The sequence below is a fragment of the Kitasatospora sp. NPDC059327 genome, assembly GCF_042752535.1.
Taxonomy (GTDB): Bacteria; Actinomycetota; Actinomycetes; order Streptomycetales; family Streptomycetaceae; genus Kitasatospora.
Genome location: NZ_JBHYYB010000001.1, coordinates 267,185 through 286,134, shown reverse-complemented (window position 1 = coordinate 286,134; position 18,950 = coordinate 267,185). Strand labels below are relative to the sequence as shown.

The window sequence follows — 18,950 nt, the reverse complement described above, 5'->3', positions numbered from 1 at the left end:
CCGGTCGCCACCGCGGCGGCACTCGCCCCCGTCTCCGTCCCGTCCCCTCACCCCGGTGCGCTCCCGGCCCGGGCGGGAGTGTCCGCGCCCCGTGGGATGCTGGTAGGCGATGGCCAGGAAGAGTGCACCCGACGACCTGCTCGCCCCGCTGACCCTCGCGGTCGGCCAGGAGGAGCTGCTGCTCGACCGCGCGGTCGCCCAGGTGGTGGCGGCGGCGAGGGCGGCGGACCCGGACACCGATGTGCGGGATCTCCCTCCCGGCACCCTGCAGCCCGGCAGCCTCGCCGAGCTGACGACGCCCTCGCTGTTCTCCGAGCGCAAGGTCATCGTGGTCAGGGCGGCTCAGGACCTCTCCGCCGAGTCCGTCAAGGAGCTGAAGGCGTACATCGAGGCCCCGGCCGAGGAAGTGATCGTGGTGCTGGCGCACGCGGGCGGCGCCAAGGGCAAGGGCCTGCTGGACGCCGGGCGGAAGGCCGGCGGCCGGGAGGTCGCGTGCGCGAAGCTGGCGAAGGCGTCGGACCGGCTGGCCTTCGTCCGGGGCGAGTTCCGGACGCTCGGGCGGTCGGCCACCCCGGAGGCGTGCCAGACGCTGCTGGACGCGCTCGGCAGCGACCTGCGCGAGCTGGCCGCCGCGTGCAGCCAGCTCACCTCGGACGTCGAGGGCACCATCGACGAGACGGTGGTGGCCCGCTACTACAGCGGCCGGGCCGAGGCGACCGGCTTCGAGGTGGCGGACCTCGCGGTCACCGGCCGGGCGGCCGAGGCCCTGGAACGGCTGCGCTGGGCGCTCGCCGTGGGGCAGCCCCCGACCGGCATCACGTACGCGCTGGCCGCCGGGGTCCGCAGTATCGGCCGGTTGGCGACCACCGGGCGGAACATGCGCCCGGCCGACCTGGCGCGCGAGCTGGGGATGCCGCCGTGGAAGGTCGAGCGGGTCCGTCAGCAGATGCGCGGGTGGACGGGCGACGGCGTGGCCGTGGCCCTGACGGCGATCGCGCAGGCGGACGCCGCCGTCAAGGGCGGCTCCGACGATCCGGCGTTCGCGCTGGAACGGGCCGTGGTGGCCGTCGCCAGGGCCGCCCGCGCCGGCTCCGGGGCCCGCTCCTACTGAGCCGGGCCCGGACCCGCGACCCGGCCCCCTGCCGACCCGGACCCGCGACGCGAACCCACCGGCCCGGTACCGCCGTGCCCCCGGTTGTTACGGGCCACCGATCGCCTTGAGGATGTCCCGGGTGTCGTCGAGCATCGCCCGGCGGACGGTCTCGCGGTCCAGCGTGGTGTTCTTCCCGACCTGGTAGTTGTCCGTCCAGAACAGGGAGTACGTCATCCCGCCGTCCCGGACCTGCAGGTAGTAGTTGATGTCGTGGAAGGTCTTGTCGGAGCTGGTCGGCTCGTCGCCGTAGGCGAGGTAGGCCTCCTCGCCGAGGTCCGGCACCTCGGTGATCTCGTACTTCTGCTGCGCGAAGTAGCCCCGGGTGGCGGTGAACTCGGGCCTGGAGTCGACGCTCCTGTGCAGTTCGGCGCGGATGTCGAGGGTGGCGTAGTCCGCGACGTCGCTCCCGTCGACGGCCCGCTTGACCAGGGCGTAGCACCGCATGATGTCCATGGAGTCGGACCGGCCGGTGTGCTGCAGCGGGTAGTTGTCGACCATGCGGTACTTCTGGTGGAACGCGCTGAGCTTGCCCGCCTCGCAGAGCTTGTCGACGGCGTGATAGCCGTGGAGGCTCTGCGCGGGGGAGCCGCCGGCCTGGACGAGCCGCGGCACGAGGGCCACGGCGCCGGCCCAGGCCGCCGACGCGAGGACGGCGCCGACGAACGCCCAGAGGGCGTTGCGGCGCAGGTGGCCGCCCTTCCCCGCCGCTCCGCTGTGCCCCGCCGTCCCACCGTGTCCGGCTGCTCCGTCCGCTCCGGCTGCCCCACGCTGCCGCCCCGGATCCCCGGACCGGGGAGGGGGCGTGTCGGGTGCGGGAGGCATGCCGGGTGAGGCGGGCAGTCCGGGCGGAGGCCCGAAGCCCGGGGTCGAGCCGGGCGGTGGCGGTTGCTGCGGCGGAAGGCCGCCGAATCCCGGTCGGCCGGTCGGTGGTGGCGGTGGTGGCGTCGCCATAGGTGCCCCCCTGAGCGTCGACGAAGGTGCCGGCCGCGACCGGGCCGCCCCGGAGCGGTGGTCCCGAAGGGGGACGTGCCACCGCGAGGCCGGGCGCCGTGCGCGTGCTCCCCGAACTGCCGTGACCGACCATAGCGGCCGGGGCGCGGTACGCGACAGGAGTCGCGGCCGCCCGCCGCGGCACGGGCCGGCCGGGGCGCCGGACCGGGTGGCCGGGGAGGGCGGCGTTGCTCCGGAGACCGGACGCGCCCCACCGTCGGGCGCGCCACACGGTCGGACGCGGCTCGGACGCGGCACAAACGCCGACTGCCCGCCCGGTGGGGACCGGGCGGGCAGTCGGGGAAGCGCCTACGATCGGGCACTTCCGGCAATGCTCTGTGCACCGCACCCGCGTGGCGAACGCAGGCCGCGTGCGGTGCGAGTCTCGAACTCGCGCCTCAGGAGTCCGGGTAGAGGGCCGGTTCGCCCTGGGGCGCTCGGGGCCGTGGGCCCCGGCGGAGTCAGGCCTGGACGGCGTTGACGCGCTTGGTGATGGCCGACTTCTTGTTGGCGGCCTGGTTGGCGTGGATGACGCCCTTGCTCACGGCCTTGTCCAGCGCCTTGGAGGCGGCGCGGGCCAGCACGATGGCCTTCTCGGTCTCACCGGCGGCGGCGGCCTCACGGGCCTTGCGCACGGCGGTCTTCAGCGAGGACTTGACGGCTTTGTTGCGCAGGCGCGCCTTCTCGTTGGTCTTGTTGCGCTTGATCTGGGACTTGATGTTCGCCACGAAGGAGCCTCAGTCTTGTCAGTTAACGATTCTTGGGCCCCCCGGCCAGAGGCTGGGGGAGTTCTGCACCGCGCGGCCGCCGGGCAAGCTGAGAGGGCATGCCGAGGCCAGGTGCAGCGCCCCAGGCTACCAGGGGGCATCCGCCCTCCCAAACCGGCCGGGTGCGGCTCAGGCGTGGAGCAGCGGCTCTCCGTAGTGCTCCACCTCGGGGAACGGCTGGTAGAAGCGGTGCAGCAGCTCGCGCCACCGCTGGTACTCGGCGGAGCGGCGGAACCCCTCCGTGTGGTCCTCCAGCGTCTCCCACTCCACCTGGAGCAGGAACCTGGCGCCGCGCCCCTCGTCGAGGCAGCGGCGCAGGGTGAGGGAGCGGAAGCCGGACTGGACCGCGATCAGTGGCCTGGCCTCCGTGAAGGCGGCGAGGAACGCGTCCTCCTGGCCGGGGACGACATCGAGGAGGGCGCTTTCCAGGATCATGGGAGCCCATCCTGCCCGGCGGGACCGACCGCGGGAAGACGCGACGGAGGACGCGACGGAGGGGCGAGGGAGGGGCGAGGGAAGAAGCGCCGGAGGAGGTGACGGAAGAAGCGGCCGGCAAGGCGGCGGAGCCCCCGGAGCGGCCCCGGCGGAACCGAACGGCGGCGGACGTCGCGCTCGTGGGAGGATGGGAAGAACTATTTCGATCGGACGACTGTCCGGTCCCCGGGAAACCGGTCAGCGATGACCCGGACACCCCCGGCCCCCGGACCAACGGAGAATCGGACCAAGGTGCCCGCGACCCCCAGCAATGTGCCAGAGCCCAGCCGTACCGACCCGGCGCTGATCCGCAACTTCTGCATCATCGCCCACATCGACCACGGCAAGTCGACGCTCGCCGACCGGATGCTGCAGATCACCGGGGTCGTCGACCCCCGGCAGATGCGCGCCCAGTACCTCGACCGGATGGACATCGAGCGCGAGCGCGGCATCACGATCAAGTCGCAGGCGGTCCGCCTCCCGTGGGCGCCGAAGACCGGACCGGACGTCGGCACGACGCACATCCTCAACATGATCGACACCCCGGGCCACGTGGACTTCACCTACGAGGTGTCCCGTTCGCTCGCCGCCTGCGAGGGCACCATCCTCGTGGTGGACGCGGCCCAGGGCATCGAGGCGCAGACCCTCGCCAACCTGTACCTGGCGCTGGAGAACGACCTCACGATCATCCCGGTGCTCAACAAGATCGACCTGCCGGCCGCCCAGCCGGAGAAGTACGCCGCCGAGCTCGCCCACATCATCGGGTGCGACCCGGAGGACGTCCTCAAGGTCAGCGCCAAGAGCGGTCTCGGTGTGCCGGAGCTGCTCGACCACGTGGTGGACAAGATCCCGGCTCCGGTCGGCGTCAAGAACGCTCCGGCCCGCGCGATGATCTTCGACTCGGTGTACGACTCCTACCGCGGCGTGGTCACCTACGTCCGTGTCGTCGACGGTCAGCTCACCAAGCGTGAGCGGATCGCGATGATGTCGACCGGTGCGACGCACGAGCTGCTGGAGATCGGTGTCATCTCCCCGGAGCCGAAGGTCGCCGACGGCCTGGGCGTCGGCGAGGTCGGCTACATCATCACCGGCGTGAAGGACGTTCGGCAGTCCAAGGTCGGTGACACCATCACCTCGATGCACAAGGGTGCGACCGAGCCGCTGGGCGGCTACAAGGACCCGCGTCCGATGGTGTTCTCCGGCCTCTACCCGCTGGACGGCTCGGACTACCCGCTGCTGCGCGACGCGCTCGACAAGCTGCGGCTGAACGACGCCGCGCTGGTCTACGAGCCGGAGACGTCCGTCGCGCTCGGCTTCGGCTACCGCTGTGGCTTCCTGGGCCTGCTGCACCTGGAGATCATCCGGGAGCGCCTGGAGCGCGAGTTCAACCTCGACCTGATCTCCACCGCCCCGAACGTGGTCTACCGCGTGGTGATGGAGGACGGCACCGAGCACACCGTCACTAACCCGAGCGAGTTCCCGACCGGCAAGATCGCCGAGGTGCACGAGCCGGTCGTGCGCGGCACCATCCTCGCGCCGAACGAGTTCGTCGGCGCGATCATGGAGCTGTGCCAGGCCCGCCGCGGCAACCTCCAGGGCATGGACTACCTGTCCGAGGACCGGGTGGAGCTGCGCTACACCCTGCCGCTCGCGGAGATCGTCTTCGACTTCTTCGACCACCTGAAGTCCAAGACCCGCGGCTACGGCTCCTTCGACTACGAGCCGATCGGCGAGCAGACGGCCGACCTGGTGAAGGTCGACATCCTGCTGCACGGTGACGCGGTGGACGCGTTCTCCGCGATCGTGCACAAGGACAAGGCGTACAACTACGGCGTCATGATGGCCGGCAAGCTGCAGAAGCTGATCCCGCGCCAGCAGTTCGAGGTGCCGATCCAGGCGGCCATCGGCTCCCGGGTGATCGCCCGTGAGACGGTCCGCGCGATCCGCAAGGACGTTCTCGCCAAGTGCTACGGCGGTGACATCTCGCGTAAGCGCAAGCTGCTGGAGAAGCAGAAGGAAGGCAAGAAGCGGATGAAGATGGTCGGCCGCGTGGAGGTCCCGCAGGAGGCCTTCATCGCCGCGCTGTCCACCGACGCCGATACGCCGAAGGAGAAGAAGTAGCCACCGGCGCGAGCCGAGCACGGCCGACGGGCCCGGGGCGAGTGGTCGCCCCGGGCCCGTCGGCGTCTCAGCGCAGTGCCAGGACCACGCCGTTGACGATGGCGGCCTTGATCAGCCGTGCGGTCCGGCCGGTCAGGATCGAGGGCCGCATCGAATCGTCGCCGTGGATCAGCTGGACCAGGGCCTCCCGGCGGCCGAGGCTCAGGCACTGCAGGGTGTAGCGGAACGCGAAGGGCTTGTCGGTGCGCCCGGCGAGCACCTTGCCGAGGTAGCCGCCCATCGGCAGGGCGGTGGCGCACCCCATCCGCAGGGTGCCGGTGCCGGGGACGGTCACCGCGGCGGCGTCGCCGATGACGTGCACCTCCGGGTGCGAGACCGAGCGCAGGTGGTCGTCGACCAGCGCCCGGCCGCCCGGATCGACGGTCAGGCCGGCCTCGGCCGCCAGCGGGTGCGGCTCCATGGCGGCGGCCCAGACCACCACGTCGGCGGGGATCCGGCCGGCGCTGGTGCGCAGGCCCTCGGTGTCGACCTCGGTCACGGTGCTCCGCTCGTGCACCTCGATCCCGAGCCGGGTCATGACCGTACGGACGTGGCCCCTGCCCCGGGCCGAGAACCAGCCGCCGACCTGGCCGGCGGCGACGATCCGCACCCGCCACCCGGGGTGGGCCTCGGCGAGCTCGGTGGCCAGCTCGATGCCGGTGGCGCCGCCGCCGACCACGGCGACCGTGCCGGGGCGGCCGGCGGTGCGCAGCCGCTCGCCCAGTTCGGCGGCCCGCTCGGCGGGGTAGGCGTGCCGCTCGGCGCCGGGGACGGCGTGCCAGGCGGTGCGGCTGCCGAGGGCGTAGACCAGGGTGTCGTACGCGACGGCCTCGCCGGTGTCCAGGAACACCTTGCGGGCGGCGAGGTCCAGGCCGGTGGCGCGGGCCCGGACGTGCCGCACGCCGCGGCGGCGGGTCACCTCGGCCAGGGTGGGCCGGTGCTCGGGGTGGCCGGCGGCGGTCTCGTGCTGGCGGACGCGGTGCAGGAAGCGGGCCTCCGGCGCGATCAGGGTCACCCGGTGGCGCCGGCCCGCCCGGGTCGCCGCGCTCAGCCCCGCGTAGCCGGCGCCCAGTACGACGATCTGCTTCTCGGTCATGTCGTCCGCCTCCTTCGGAGCGCCCGCTCGGAGCGCCCGGTCGACCACGCGCTCGGTGCGTGTTCGGAAAGGGGACGACGCGGCGGGTCAGGCTGTGACAGTGAGGGGTGTCACAGACCCGGCCGCCCGGTCACAGGCCCGGCCGCGCCGGTCCGGTCCTGGTCACCCGGGTCAGCTTCTCGGGATTGACCACGACATAGGCCTCGGTGATCCGGCCGTCGGCGACGGTGAACGCCAGCACGCCGCCGACCGCCCCCTCGGTGTCGAGCCAGAGCAGGCCGGGTTCGCCGTTGACCGTCGCCGGCTCGATCTCCATGCCCGGGGTGAACCACTTCGCGACCAGGCCGGCCACCAGGCGGGAGACCTTGTCGGCGCCGTGCACCGGGCGGGCGCCGGCGGAGACGACCCCACCGCCGTCGGAGTGCCAGACCACGTCCGGGTCGAGCACGGCCAGCAGGCCCTCGATGTCGCCGCGCGCGGTGGCGGCGGCGAACGCGGCCACCGCCTGCCGGTGCTCGGCGGGTTCGGCGGTGGCCCGCCGTCCGCCCTCCTTCACCCGGCGCCGGGCCCGGGAGGCGAGCTGGCGGGCGGCGTCGGGGGAGCGGTCGAGCGAGGCGGCGATCTCGTCGAAGCCGACCGCGAACACGTCGTGCAGCACGAAGGCGGCGCGTTCGGCGGGGGTGAGCTGTTCCAGGACGGCGAGCAGCGCCAGTGAGACGGATTCGCCGAGTTCGGCGAGTTCGGCCGGGGAGGCGGGGGTGTCCTGGTAGGAGACGGCCGGCTCGGGCAGCCATTCGCCGAAGTAGGCCTCCCGGCGGGCCCGGGCGGAGCCCAGCTGGTCGTAGCAGAGGCGGGTGACGACGGTGGTCAGGAAGGCGCGCGGGTCGGCCACGCCGGACCGGTCGGCGGAGCGCCAGCGCAGCCAGGCCTCCTGCAGCACGTCCTCGGCGTCGCTGAACGAGCCGAGCAGCCGGTAGGCGACCGAGCCCAGGTAGCGCCGGTTCGCCTCGAAGGCGTCGGGGTGTGCCGCGCCGGCGGCCGACAGGTCGTCACTCACGGGCCCACCGTAGCGCCCGGGGCCGCCGGGCGGAGCGCCGGAGGGGGAGGCCGGTGCACCCGACCTCCCCCTCCGGGCGGTGCCCGCCGGCGGTCGCCGGTCAGTCGACCTCGGCCACGGCCTCGGCGAACTGCGCCTGGTACAGCCGGGCGTACGCGCCGGCGGCGGCGATCAGTTCGTCGTGGGTGCCCTGCTCGACGATGGAGCCGCTCTCCATCACCAGGATCACGTCGGCGTCCCGGATGGTGGAGAGCCGGTGGGCGATCACGAAGCTGGTGCGGCCGGTGCGCAGCCGGGCCATGGCGCGCTGGATCAGCACCTCGGTGCGGGTGTCCACCGAGCTGGTCGCCTCGTCCAGGACGAGGATCGACGGCTGGGCCAGGAAGGCCCGGGCGATGGTGATCAGCTGCTTCTCGCCCGCGCTGACGCCGGTGCCCTCGTCGTCGATGACGGTGTCGTAGCCGTTCGGCAGGGTCCGTACGAAGCGGTCCACGTGGGCGGCCTTGGCCGCCTCGACGACCTGCTCGTGGGTGGCCTCCTGGGCGCCGTACGCGATGTTCTCGGCGATGGTGCCGCCGAACAGCCAGGTGTCCTGGAGGACCATGCCGATGCCGGAGCGGAGGTCCTCGCGGGACATCGCCGCGATGTCGACCCCGTCCAGGGTGATCCGCCCGGCGCTGACCTCGTAGAAGCGCATCAGCAGGTTGACCATGGTGGTCTTGCCGGCGCCGGTCGGGCCGACGATGGCGACGGTCTGGCCCGGCTCGACCTTCAGCGAGAGGTCGTCGATGAGCGGCTTGTCGGGGTCGTAGCGGAACGAGACGTCCTGGAAGGCGACCCGGCCGCGCAGCGCGTCGGGGCGCTCCGGCATGGCCGGCTCCGGGGTCTGCTCGGGCGCGTCCAGCAGCTCGAAGACGCGCTCGGCGGAGGCGACGCCGGACTGCACCAGGTTGGCCATGCTGGCGACCTGGGTGAGCGGCTGGCTGAACTGCCGCGAGTACTGGATGAAGGCCTGCACGTCGCCGATCGAGAGCGCGCCACTGGCGACCCGCAGACCGCCGACGACGGCGACCAGCACGTACTGCAGGTTGCCGATCAGCATCATCGCGGGCTGGATGATCCCGGAGATGAACTGGGCCCGGAAGCTGGCCGCGTAGAGCGCCTCGTTGTGCTCCCGGAAGGTCTCGGCGGACTCCTTCTGCCGGCCGAAGACCTTCACCAGGGCGTGGCCGGTGTACATCTCCTCGATGTGCGCGTTCAGTTGGCCGGTGGACTTCCACTGCTGGACGAACTGCGGCTGTGCCCGCTTGCCGACCTTGGTCGCGACCACGACCGAGAGCGGGACGGAGACCAGCGCGATCAGGGCGAGCAGCGGGGAGATCCAGAACATCATCGCCAGCACACCGACCACGGTGAGCAGCGAGTTCACCACCTGGCCCATGGTCTGCTGCATGGACTGGCCGATGTTGTCGATGTCGTTGGTGACCCGGCTGAGCACCTCGCCGCGCGGCTGCTTGTCGAAGTAGCTGAGCGGCAGCCGGGAGAGCTTGGCCTCGACGTCCTGGCGCAGCCGGTAGCTGGTCCGCTGGATCGCCTTGGTGGCGATCCGGCCCTGGAGGATGCCGAAGGCGGCGGAGGCGAGGTAGATCACCAGCACCCAGAGCAGCACGGTGCCGATCGCGCCGAAGTCCATGCCCTGGCCGGGGGTGAAGTCGACCGCGGCGAGCAGGTCGGCGACGCCGCCGTCGCCGTGGGCCCGCACGCCCGCCACGGCGTCCGCCTTGGAGGTGCCGGCCGGGAACTGCCGGCCGACCACGCCGGCGAAGATCAGGTCGGTGGCCTCGCCGAGCACCTTGGGGCCGGTCACGGCGCAGCCGATGCTGAGCACGCCGAGTGCCAGGACGCCGCTGAGCAGGGCGCGTTCGGGGCGCAGCAGGGCGAGCAGCCGTTTGCCGGAGCCCTTGAAGTCCATCGACTTCTCGGAGCCCTGGCCGCCCATGAACCGGCCGGGTCCGGCCGGGCCGCGGCGGGCGGCGGCCGCCTGGGAGTCGCTGGGCGGTTCGCCGCCGCCGGGGCCCTTCTTGGTGGGCGCCTTGTCCTGCGGGGTGGTCACGCCGCCTCCTGCTCGGTGAGCTGGGAGAGCACGATCTCCCGGTATGTCGGGTTGCCGGCCATCAGTTCGCCGTGGGTGCCGCTGCCGACCACGGCGCCTTCGTCCAGGACGACGATCCGGTCGGCGTCGCGGATGGTGGAGACGCGCTGGGCGACGATCAGCACGGTGGCGTCGGCGGTCTCCCGGCCGAGTGCCTTGCGCAGCCTGGCGTCGGTGGCGTAGTCGAGTGCGGAGAAGGAGTCGTCGAACAGGTAGACGCCGGGCTTGCGGACGAGCGCGCGGGCGATCGCGAGGCGTTGCCGCTGGCCGCCGGAGACGTTGCTGCCGCCCTGGGCGATGGGGGCGTCGAGGCCTTCCGGCAGGCGTTCGACGAACTCCTTGGCCTGGGCGACCTCCAGGGCGTGCCAGAGTTCCTCGTCGGTGGCGTCGGGCCGGCCGTAGCGCAGGTTGCTGGCGACGGTGCCGGTGAACAGGTAGGGCTTCTGCGGGACGAGGCCGACGGTCTCGGCGATCGTCTCGGGGGCGAGTGCGCGGACGTCCACGCCGTCCAGCAGGACCTGTCCGGAGGTGGCGTCGAAGAGCCGGGGGACGAGGCCGAGCAGGGTGGACTTGCCGCTGCCGGTGGAGCCGATGACCGCGGTGGTCTCGCCGGGGCGGGCGGTGATGTCGATGCCGCGCAGTACGGAGGCCTCGGCGCCGGGGTAGCGGAACTCGACGGAGCGCAGTTCCAGGTGGCCCCGGGTCAGGAGTTCGGTGACGGGCGAGGACGGCGGGACGACGCTGGAGCCGGTGTCCAGGACCTCCTGGATGCGCTCGGCGCAGACCTCGGCGCGCGGCACCATCATGAACATGAAGGTGGCCATCATGACGCTCATCAGGATCTGCATCAGGTAGGAGAGGAAGGCGGTCAGCCCGCCGATCTCCATGCCGCCGCTGTCGATCCGGTGCGCGCCGAACCAGAGCACGGCGACGCTGGAGACGTTCACCACCAGCATCACGGCGGGGAACATGAACGACATCAGCCGGCCGACCTGGAGGGCGACGCCGGTGAGGTCCTGGTTGGCGTCGGCGAACCGGGCCTGCTCGTGGTCGTCCTTGACGAAGGCGCGGATGACCCGGATGCCGGTGATCTGCTCGCGCAGGACCCGGTTCACCGTGTCGATCCTCTTCTGCATGCTGCGGAACTTCGGGCGCAGCGCGCGGACGAGCAGGACGACCACGACGCCCAGCAGGGGGACGACGGCCAGCAGCAGGGCGGAGAGCGGCACGTCCTGGTTGAGCGCCATGATGACGCCGCCGACGCACATGATCGGCGCGGCGACCATCAGGGTGAAGCTCATCAGGGCCAGCATCTGGACCTGCTGGACGTCGTTGGTGGTCCGGGTGATCAGGGACGGCGCGCCGAAGGTGCCGACCTCGCGGGCGGAGAAGGTCTGCACCTGGTCGAAGACGGCGGCCCGGACGTCCCGGCCGAACGCCATGGCGGTGCGCGCGCCGTAGTAGACGGCGCCGATCGAGCAGAGCGCCTGGACGACGGTGACGGCGATCATCACACCGCCGATGCGCAGGATGTAACCGGTGTCGCCCTTGACCACGCCCTGGTCGATGATGTCGGCGTTCAGCGTCGGCAGGTAGAGCAGGGCGAGGGTGGACACCAGCTGGAGCAGCACCAGCAGGGAGATCGGTCGGGAGTACGGGCGCAGGTACGCCCTGAGCAGTCTGATCAGCACTGGCACACTCTTGTCGTCGGCGGTGGGATTCGCATCCCAATTCTCATGCTTCGGTGCACTCGTACAGCTGATTCCGGCCTCGCCGCCCCGAGGTTTGTCCAGTCCTTTGCCGAATCCACCGGCGGGCCCGGTTGCGCGGTGCACTGGTGGCCCGCCGCCGTGCCGACTGTCCGCACCCTCTTACGGAATGACCGGTTTCCCCCTAGGCTGCTGATTGCCCCCCTTGTTACTCGCCGGTACCCGATCGGTCGACCCGGGGGCCCGGCGACCGCCCTCACGGACGCCGCGACATCCCTCAGACGGCCACCCGCCCCCGGAGGTCCTCGTTGAGTTCCGCGCAGTCCCTGACCGACTCCGGCCGTGCCGACATCGTCGCCGGGCGTCCCGCCTCCGTCGCCCACCTGTTCCTGGAGCGGGTCGCCGCCACCCCGGCGGACGAGGCCTACCGGTTCCCCGTCCCGGTGGACGAGCACGCGGCGGACGGTGCCCCGGGCGCCGAGCAGTGGCGCTCGCTGACCTGGGCGCAGACCGCCACCCGGGTGTACGCGGTGGCCGCCGGCCTGCTGTCGCTGGGCGTCCGCCCCGAGGACCGGGTCGGGCTGATGTCCTCCACCCGGCTGGAGTGGATCATCGCCGACCTCGGCAACATGTGCGCGGGCGCGGCCACCACGGCCGTCTACCCCAGCACCAACGCCGACGAGACGGCCTACATCCTCTCCGACTCGGGTTCCAGAGCGCTCTTCGTCGAGAACGAGAAGCAGCTGGCCAAGGTGGTCGGCGAGCTCGGGCAGCTGCCCGAGCTGCGCACCGCCGTCCTCTTCGACGGCACCGGGCCGGCCACCATGCCGGCCGGCCTGAACGTGCTCACCCTGGCCGAGCTGGAGCAGCTCGGCGCGGAGTACCTGGAGCACCACCCGGACGCCGTGGAGAAGGCCGTCGCCGCGCTCGACAAGGAGCAGCTGGCCACCCTCATCTACACCTCCGGCACCACCGGCCGCCCCAAGGGCGTGCGCCTGGTGCACGACTGCTGGGCCTACCAGGGCCGGGCCCAGGAGCAGAGCGGGCTGCTGCGCGCGGATGACGTGCAGTTCATGTGGCTGCCGCTGTCGCACGTGTTCGGCAAGAGCCTGATCTGCGGCCAGATCGCCACCGGTCACGTGATGGCGCTGGACGGCCGGGTCGACCGGATCATCCACAACCTGCCGGTGATCCGCCCGACCATGATGGCCTCGGCGCCGCGCATCTTCGAGAAGGTCTACAACGGCATCGCCGGCAAGGCCCGGGCCGAGGGCGGCGCCAAGTACAAGATCTTCATGTGGGCGGCGCGGACCGCCCGGGACTACGCCCGGGTCACCCAGGCCAACCGGATCGCCACCGGGCGCGACAGCGCGCCGCTGGGGCTGCGGCTGCGGCACGCGCTGGCCGACAAGCTGGTGTACGCCAAGATCCGGGCCGCGTTCGGCGGGCGGATGCGCGGCTCGGTCTCCGGCAGCGCCGCGCTGGCCCCCGAGATCGGCTACTTCTTCGCCGGTGTCGGCGTGCCCGTCCTGGAGGGCTACGGCCTGACCGAGAGCTCGGCCGGGATCTGCGTCAACCCCGCCGAGGACCTCCGGGTCGGCACCATCGGCACCGTGCTGCCCGGCAGCGAGATCCGGATCGCCGAGGACGGCGAGATCCTGCTCCGGGGCCCCGGCGTGATGCGCGGCTACCACAACCTGCCGGAGAAGACCGCCGAGGTGCTGGAGCCGGACGGCTGGTTCCACACCGAGGACATCGGCGAGCTCGGCCGGGACGGCTTCCTGCGGATCACCGACCGCAAGAAGGACATGTTCAAGACCTCCGGCGGCAAGTACGTCGCGCCGAGCGAGGTGGAGGGCAAGTTCAAGGCGGTCTGCCCGTTCGTCAGCAACATCCTGGTGATCGGCAACGGCCGCAACTACTGCACCGCGCTGATCGGCCTGGACGAGGCGGTGATCATGCCGTGGGCCGCCGAGCACGGCCTGGCCGGCAAGTCGTACGCCGAGGTGGTCGGCGACCCGAAGGTGCACCGGCTGATCGACGGCTTCGTGCAGCGCCTCAACACCGACCTCCAGCGCTGGCAGACGGTCAAGAAGTTCACCCTGCTCCCGCGCGACCTGGACATCGAGCACGGCGAGCTCACGCCGAGCCTGAAGATCAAGCGCCCGGTGGTCGAGCGGACCTACGCGGACGCCGTCACCGAGATGTACGCGGGCGCCAACGAGGCCTGATCCGCTCGCGGTGCCGTACGGCCCGGGACCACCCGGGCCGTACGGGACAATGGGGTCATGCCCTCCGCTCTCCCCGACGGCGAACCCGTGCCGTCCGACGGTTCCCTGCCCGCGCACGCCCTCGCCGGGCTCGGGTCGCGGCCCTTCGGCTTCTACCTGCACGTGCCGTACTGCGCGAGCCGCTGCGGCTACTGCGACTTCAACACCTACACCGCCACCGAGCTGCGCTCCTCGGGCGCCGTCGCCTCCCAGGAGACGTACGCCGACAACGTGGTCGCCGAGATCCGGCTCGCCCGCCGGGTGCTCGGCTCCGCCGACCTGCCGGTGCGGACCGTCTTCCTCGGCGGCGGCACGCCCACCCTGCTGCCCGCCCGGGACCTGGTGCGGATGCTGGCGGCGATCCGCGACGAGTTCGGGCTCGCCGACGACGCCGAGGTCACCACCGAGGCCAACCCCGAGTCGGTCGACCCGGCCTACCTCGCCGAGCTGCGCGAGGGCGGCTACAACCGGGTCTCCTTCGGCATGCAGAGCGCCCGCCCGCACGTGCTGCGGCTGCTCGACCGCCACCACACCCCGGGCCGCCCGGAGGCCTGCGTGGCCGAGGCCCGCGCGGCCGGCTTCGACCACGTCAACCTCGACCTGATCTACGGCACCCCCGGCGAGTCCGACGACGACTGGCGGGCCTCCCTGGACGCCGCGATCGGCGCCGGCCCGGACCACGTCTCGGCCTACTCGCTGATCGTCGAGGACGGCACCAAGCTGGCCGCCCGGGTGAAGCGCGGCGAGCTGCCGATGATCGACGACGATGTGCACGCCGACCGCTACCTGATCGCCGAGGAGGCGCTCGCCGCCGCCGGCTACTCCTGGTACGAGGTCTCGAACTGGTCCACCACCCCCGAGGGCCGGTGCCGCCACAACGAGCTCTACTGGACCGGCGGCGACTGGTGGGGGGCCGGGCCCGGCGCGCACAGCCACGTCGGGGGCGTCCGCTGGTGGAACGCCAAGCACCCGGCCGGCTACGCCTGCGCCCTCGCCGAGGACCGCACCCCGGCCCAGGGCCGGGAACTGCTCACCGACGAGGACCGCCGGGTCGAGCGGATCCTGCTCGAACTGCGCCTCGCCGAGGGCATCCCGCTCACCCTGCTGACCGGGACCGGCCTGCGGGCCGCCGACCGGCACCTCGCCGACGGCCTGCTGGACCGCGCCGACCACGAGGGCGGCCGGGCCACCCTGACCCTCCAGGGCCGCCTGCTGGCCGACGCCGTGGTGCGTGACCTGGTGGACTGAGCTCCGTTCCGGCGGGCCCCGCGCCCGCGGGCTCCGTTCCGGCGCGTTCCGTTCCTACGGCCCCGCGCCCGCGGGCTCCGTTCCCGCCGTGCCCGCCGCCGGCGGGAGCGCGCGACGGCCGCCGGTCCCGCGTGCGGTCGGTCCCGCGTGGGGTCGGTCCCGCGTCACTCCTCCGTCGTCACGAAGTCGATCAGCTCCTCCACCTTCGCCAGCAGCGCGGGCTCCAGGTCCTTGTAGGAGTCGACCGAGGCGAGGATCCGCTTCCACGCGGCGGGGGTGTCCACCGGCCAGCCGAGGCGGCGGCAGACGCCCTCCTTCCAGTCCTCGCCGTACGGGACGTCCGGCCAGCCGGGAACGCCCACCGAGCCGGGCTTCACGGCCTGCCAGATGTCGATGTACGGGTGGCCGACGACCAGCGCCGCGGTCCCGGTGACCCGGGCGGCGATCCGGTGCTCCTTGGTGCCGGGCAGCAGGTGGTCGACCAGGACGCCGAGCCGGCGGCCGGGGCCGGGGGCGAAGTCGGCGACGATCGCGGGCAGGTCGTCGATGCCCTCCAGGTACTCGACGACCACGCCCTCGATCCGCAGGTCGTCCCCCCAGACCCGCTCGACCAGCTCGGCGTCGTGCCGCCCCTCGACGTAGATCCGCGACTCGCGGGCCACCCGGGCCCGGGCGCCGGGGACGGCGACCGAGCCGGAGGCCGTCCGGCCCGGGGCGCGGGAGGGCGCCGGCGCGGCGGCGGCGGGCCGCACCAGGGTGACCGCCTTCCCGTCGAGCAGGAAGCCGCGCGGGGCCAGCGGGAAGACCCGGTGCTTGCCGAAACGGTCCTCCAGGGTGACGGTGAACCCCTCGGCGGTCCGCTCGCAGCGCACCACCGCGCCGCAGAAGCCGGTCGCGGCCTCCTCGACCACGAGGTCCCGGTCGGCGGGCACCTCGGGCGCCGGCTGCTGCCGCTTCCACGGCGGGGTGAGGTCGGGTCCGTACTCGCGGCTGCGCATGCAGGTGACTATAGGCAGGCCCGACGGGGCGTCACAGACCCGGCGCGCCCCAGACCGGGAACCACCGGGTGAGGTCCTTCTCCAGCCGCAGGTCGTTCCCCAACATGGCGTTGACCTGCAGTTCCAGCGGGCTGTCGCGCTTCTCCCCGCCGCCCGGCACCGGCGCGAACGGGTAGAAAGTGCCGCGCTTGTAGAGGTAGACCAGCGCCAGCGGCTGCTCCTCGGGACCGCGGAAGGCCACCAGCGAGCAGAGCAGCTGGGGCCCGAACCCGTTGCCCTCCAGCTCGCTGTTGACCGCGTGCAGGTCGTTGACCAGCTCCGGCAGCTCCTCGGGCGTGTGCCGGGCGAGCAGCCACGAGTAGCCGTACGCGTCCTTGGAGGCCTCCACCGGGACGCCGCCGCGCTCGGTGTCGGCGTCCAGCAGCGCCCGGACCTGCCGCTCGACCTCGACGAACGCCCCGCCCTCCACGGAGGCGAAGCAGACCGACCCGACGCCGGTCGGCCGGAAGCCGGCCGCCGCCTCCAGGGTCAGCGCGGCCGACGGCACGCCGAACAACTGGTCGAGATCGGGTTTGACCGGCTTGGTGCGGCCGAACAGCGTGTCCAGGATTCCCACGGCGGTCCCCTCCGGGGCTCGTGCAGCGGCTCAGTGGCCGAGCTGGGTGGAGATCCTCGCCAGCTGCTCCAGCCGCTTCTCCAGCGACGGGTGGGTGGAGAACAGCTGCGAGGCGGCGTCCCGGGCGCTCAGCGCCGGGGCGAAGTAGAAGGCGTTGTAGGCCTGCGCCTGGCGCAGGTCCTTGGTCGGGATCGCCGCGATCTGGCCGGTCACCTTGGTCAGCGCCGAGGCCAGCGCGCTGGGCCGGCCGGTGAGCTGGGCGGCGGCCCGGTCGGCGGCCAGTTCCCGGTAGCGGGAGAGCAGCCGGGTCAGCAGGAAGCTGAGCGCGTACACCACGACCGACACCAGCGGGATGACCAGGGCGGCGAGCGCGGCGTTGGAGTCGTTGCTGTTCCGGGCGCCGCCCATGAAGCCGCCGTACATCGCGATCCGGGTCATCGCCCCCGCCAGCACCCCGAGGAACCCGGCGATGGTCATCACCGCGACGTCCCGGTGGGCCACGTGCGACAGCTCGTGCGCCAGCACGCCCTCCAGTTCCTCCGGCTCCAGCCGCCGCAGCAGGCCGGTGGTGACGCAGACCACCGCGTTCTGCGGGTTGCGGCCGGTCGCGAAGGCGTTCGGCATGTCGTTGTCGGCGACCGCCACCCGCGGTTTGGGCATGTCGGCGAGCGCGCAGAGCCGGTCCACGGTGCCGTGCAGCTGGGGGTACTGCTCCGGGGTGACCCGGTGGGCGCCCATCGCCCGTTCGGTGATCTTGTCGCTGAACCAGAACTGGGCCACGAACAGCCCGCCGGAGATCAGCACGATCAGTGGCCAGGCGCCGCGCAGCAGCGCGATCAGCAGGCCGGTGAAACCGACGTACAGCAGTCCGATCACGAACATCGTCCCGACCATGCGGCCGGTCAGGCCCCGGTCCGGGGCGAAGCGGGTGTGCTGGCCCGAGGTCGACATCGCTGGTCCTCCGTTCGCCGTTCGCTATCGATGCTGCCACCCGGCCGGTCCGGCGGCATCACCCGCGTGCCGCGGAGTGCGGGCAGGATCACCCCGGCGGGGCCGTTCCTGCCGTCGGACCCGGGCCTTACACTGGCAGGTACGGTTCTGGCACTCGTCTGCTCGGAGTGCCAAAGCCGCGGGTCCGCCCAGAGCGGCCCGGAACATGCCGGAACGGACATGTCACAACGGACAACGTGCGAAGAGGGAGGTGCGTGCCCCATGGCCGGTGAGGTCCGCCAGCTCGACGAACGCAAGCTCGCCGTGCTCCGCGCCATCGTCCAGGACTACGTGGGCACCGAGGAGCCGGTCGGCTCCAAGGCCCTCGTCGAACGACACAACCTCGGGGTCTCCCCGGCCACCGTCCGCAACGACATGGCCGCGCTGGAGGAGGACGGCTTCATCCACCAGCCGCACACCAGCGCCGGGCGGATCCCCACCGACAAGGGGTACCGCCTCTTCGTCGACCGGCTCGCCGAGGTCAAGCCGATGAGCGCGCCCGAGCGGCGGGCGATCCGGCACTTCCTGGACGGCGCGGTGGACCTGGACGACGTGGTCGCCCGCACGGTCCGGCTGCTCGCCCAGCTCACCCGGCAGGTCGCGGTGGTCCAGTACCCCTCGCTCTCCCGGTCCACCGTGCGCCACATCGAGCTGGTCGCGCTGGCCCCGGCCAAGGTGATGCTGGTCCTGATCACCAACACCGGCCGGGTCGAGCAGCGGATGGTCGACTGTCCGGGCGCGGTCGGCGAGGTGGTCCTCGCGGACCTCCGCGCCAAGATCAACACGCGGGCCGTCGGGGTGCGGCTGCCCGAGGTGCCGGGGCTGCTGGACGAGCTCCCGGCGATGTTCGAGGCGGCGGACCGGCCGGCCGTCACCGTCGTCCTGGCGACGCTCTTCGAGGCGCTCGCCGAGCAGAACGAGGAGCGGATCATGCTGGCCGGCACGGCCAACCTGACCCGCTTCGGCCACGACTTCCCGCTCACCATCCAGCCGGTGCTGGAAGCACTGGAGGAGCAGGTCGTCCTGCTCCGCCTCCTGGGTGAGACCGCCGACGCCGGGATGACGGTCCGGATCGGCCGGGAGAACGCGTACGAAGGGCTCAATTCCACCTCCGTCGTCTCCGTCGGTTACGGTTCGGGCGACGAGAGCGTGGCCAAACTGGGTGTGATCGGTCCGACCCGGATGGACTATCCGGGCACAATGGGGGCGGTGCGAGCGGTGGCACGGTACGTGGGTCAGATCCTGGCCGAGTCGTAGGGAACGACCGGCG

The 18,950-nt window shown here is 72.3% G+C and carries 15 protein-coding genes; 5 read left to right on the top strand and 10 right to left on the bottom strand.

The genetic code is table 11. The features are described 5' to 3' along the window. The first annotated feature begins 109 nt into the window (after positions 1-109). The gene (gene holA, locus ACFXHB_RS01080) at positions 110-1,111 is read left to right on the top strand and encodes a DNA polymerase III subunit delta (RefSeq protein WP_380571165.1); all 1,002 of its coding nucleotides are present in this window, start codon (positions 110-112) and stop codon (positions 1,109-1,111) included. Between the two features lie 87 nt (positions 1,112-1,198). Here the strand turns inward: holA and ACFXHB_RS01075 are convergent, their stop codons facing one another. The 3 genes from ACFXHB_RS01075 to ACFXHB_RS01065 form a co-directional block, all read right to left on the bottom strand. Further along, complete coding sequence (locus tag ACFXHB_RS01075) at positions 1,199-1,975, bottom strand: hypothetical protein (protein ID WP_380571164.1); 777 nt, start codon at positions 1,973-1,975, stop codon at positions 1,199-1,201. Positions 1,976-2,604: 629 nt separating this feature from the next. After that, the gene (gene rpsT / locus ACFXHB_RS01070; RefSeq protein WP_380571163.1) at positions 2,605-2,871 is read right to left on the bottom strand and encodes a 30S ribosomal protein S20; all 267 of its coding nucleotides are present in this window, start codon (positions 2,869-2,871) and stop codon (positions 2,605-2,607) included. A 168-nt stretch (positions 2,872-3,039) separates the two neighbouring features. After that, on the bottom strand, positions 3,040-3,345 hold the full coding sequence (locus ACFXHB_RS01065; protein ID WP_380571162.1) for an antibiotic biosynthesis monooxygenase family protein: 306 nt from the start codon (positions 3,343-3,345) through the stop codon (positions 3,040-3,042). A gap of 291 nt (positions 3,346-3,636) precedes the next feature. Between ACFXHB_RS01065 and lepA the strand changes: the two genes are divergently transcribed. Then, positions 3,637-5,505, top strand: coding sequence for a translation elongation factor 4 (gene lepA / locus ACFXHB_RS01060; RefSeq protein WP_380571161.1), 1,869 nt, complete (start codon positions 3,637-3,639; stop codon positions 5,503-5,505). Positions 5,506-5,572: 67 nt separating this feature from the next. Here the strand turns inward: lepA and ACFXHB_RS01055 are convergent, their stop codons facing one another. The 4 genes from ACFXHB_RS01055 to ACFXHB_RS01040 all read right to left on the bottom strand — a co-directional run bounded on the left by ACFXHB_RS01055 (position 5,573) and on the right by ACFXHB_RS01040 (position 11,540). Beyond that, positions 5,573-6,640: an NAD(P)/FAD-dependent oxidoreductase gene (locus ACFXHB_RS01055; protein WP_380571158.1), complete on the bottom strand. Its 1,068-nt coding sequence runs from the start codon at positions 6,638-6,640 to the stop codon at positions 5,573-5,575. 130 nt (positions 6,641-6,770) lie between these two features. After that, positions 6,771-7,697, bottom strand: coding sequence for an RNA polymerase sigma factor SigJ (gene sigJ, locus ACFXHB_RS01050; protein WP_380571157.1), 927 nt, complete (start codon positions 7,695-7,697; stop codon positions 6,771-6,773). A 100-nt stretch (positions 7,698-7,797) separates the two neighbouring features. Continuing rightward, positions 7,798-9,696 (bottom strand): ABC transporter ATP-binding protein, encoded by a 1,899-nt coding sequence (locus tag ACFXHB_RS01045; RefSeq protein ID WP_380571192.1) that lies wholly within the window; start codon positions 9,694-9,696, stop codon positions 7,798-7,800. Positions 9,697-9,806: 110 nt separating this feature from the next. Beyond that, positions 9,807-11,540 (bottom strand): ABC transporter ATP-binding protein, encoded by a 1,734-nt coding sequence (locus tag ACFXHB_RS01040; protein WP_380571156.1) that lies wholly within the window; start codon positions 11,538-11,540, stop codon positions 9,807-9,809. 326 nt (positions 11,541-11,866) lie between these two features. Between ACFXHB_RS01040 and ACFXHB_RS01035 the strand changes: the two genes are divergently transcribed. Further along, positions 11,867-13,789 (top strand): AMP-dependent synthetase/ligase, encoded by a 1,923-nt coding sequence (locus ACFXHB_RS01035; protein ID WP_380571155.1) that lies wholly within the window; start codon positions 11,867-11,869, stop codon positions 13,787-13,789. A 57-nt stretch (positions 13,790-13,846) separates the two neighbouring features. Beyond that, entirely contained in the window at positions 13,847-15,076 is a 1,230-nt protein-coding gene (hemW, locus tag ACFXHB_RS01030) for a radical SAM family heme chaperone HemW (RefSeq protein WP_380571154.1), read from the top strand. A gap of 164 nt (positions 15,077-15,240) precedes the next feature. Here hemW and ACFXHB_RS01025 read toward each other — a convergent pair whose 3' ends face one another. From ACFXHB_RS01025 to htpX, 3 genes are read right to left on the bottom strand one after another with little or no spacing between them, the layout of a single operon-like run. Further along, entirely contained in the window at positions 15,241-16,074 is an 834-nt protein-coding gene (locus tag ACFXHB_RS01025) for a DUF3097 domain-containing protein (RefSeq protein WP_380571153.1), read from the bottom strand. A gap of 31 nt (positions 16,075-16,105) precedes the next feature. After that, positions 16,106-16,690, bottom strand: coding sequence for a hypothetical protein (locus ACFXHB_RS01020; protein WP_380571152.1), 585 nt, complete (start codon positions 16,688-16,690; stop codon positions 16,106-16,108). 30 nt (positions 16,691-16,720) lie between these two features. Then, a complete protein-coding gene (htpX, locus tag ACFXHB_RS01015) occupies positions 16,721-17,641 on the bottom strand; it encodes a zinc metalloprotease HtpX (RefSeq protein WP_380571151.1) in 921 nt (306 codons plus the stop codon). A gap of 261 nt (positions 17,642-17,902) precedes the next feature. Here htpX and hrcA point away from each other — a divergent pair, with 261 nt between their 5' ends. After that, entirely contained in the window at positions 17,903-18,937 is a 1,035-nt protein-coding gene (gene hrcA / locus ACFXHB_RS01010) for a heat-inducible transcriptional repressor HrcA (RefSeq protein WP_380571150.1), read from the top strand. Positions 18,938-18,950 lie beyond the last annotated feature (13 nt).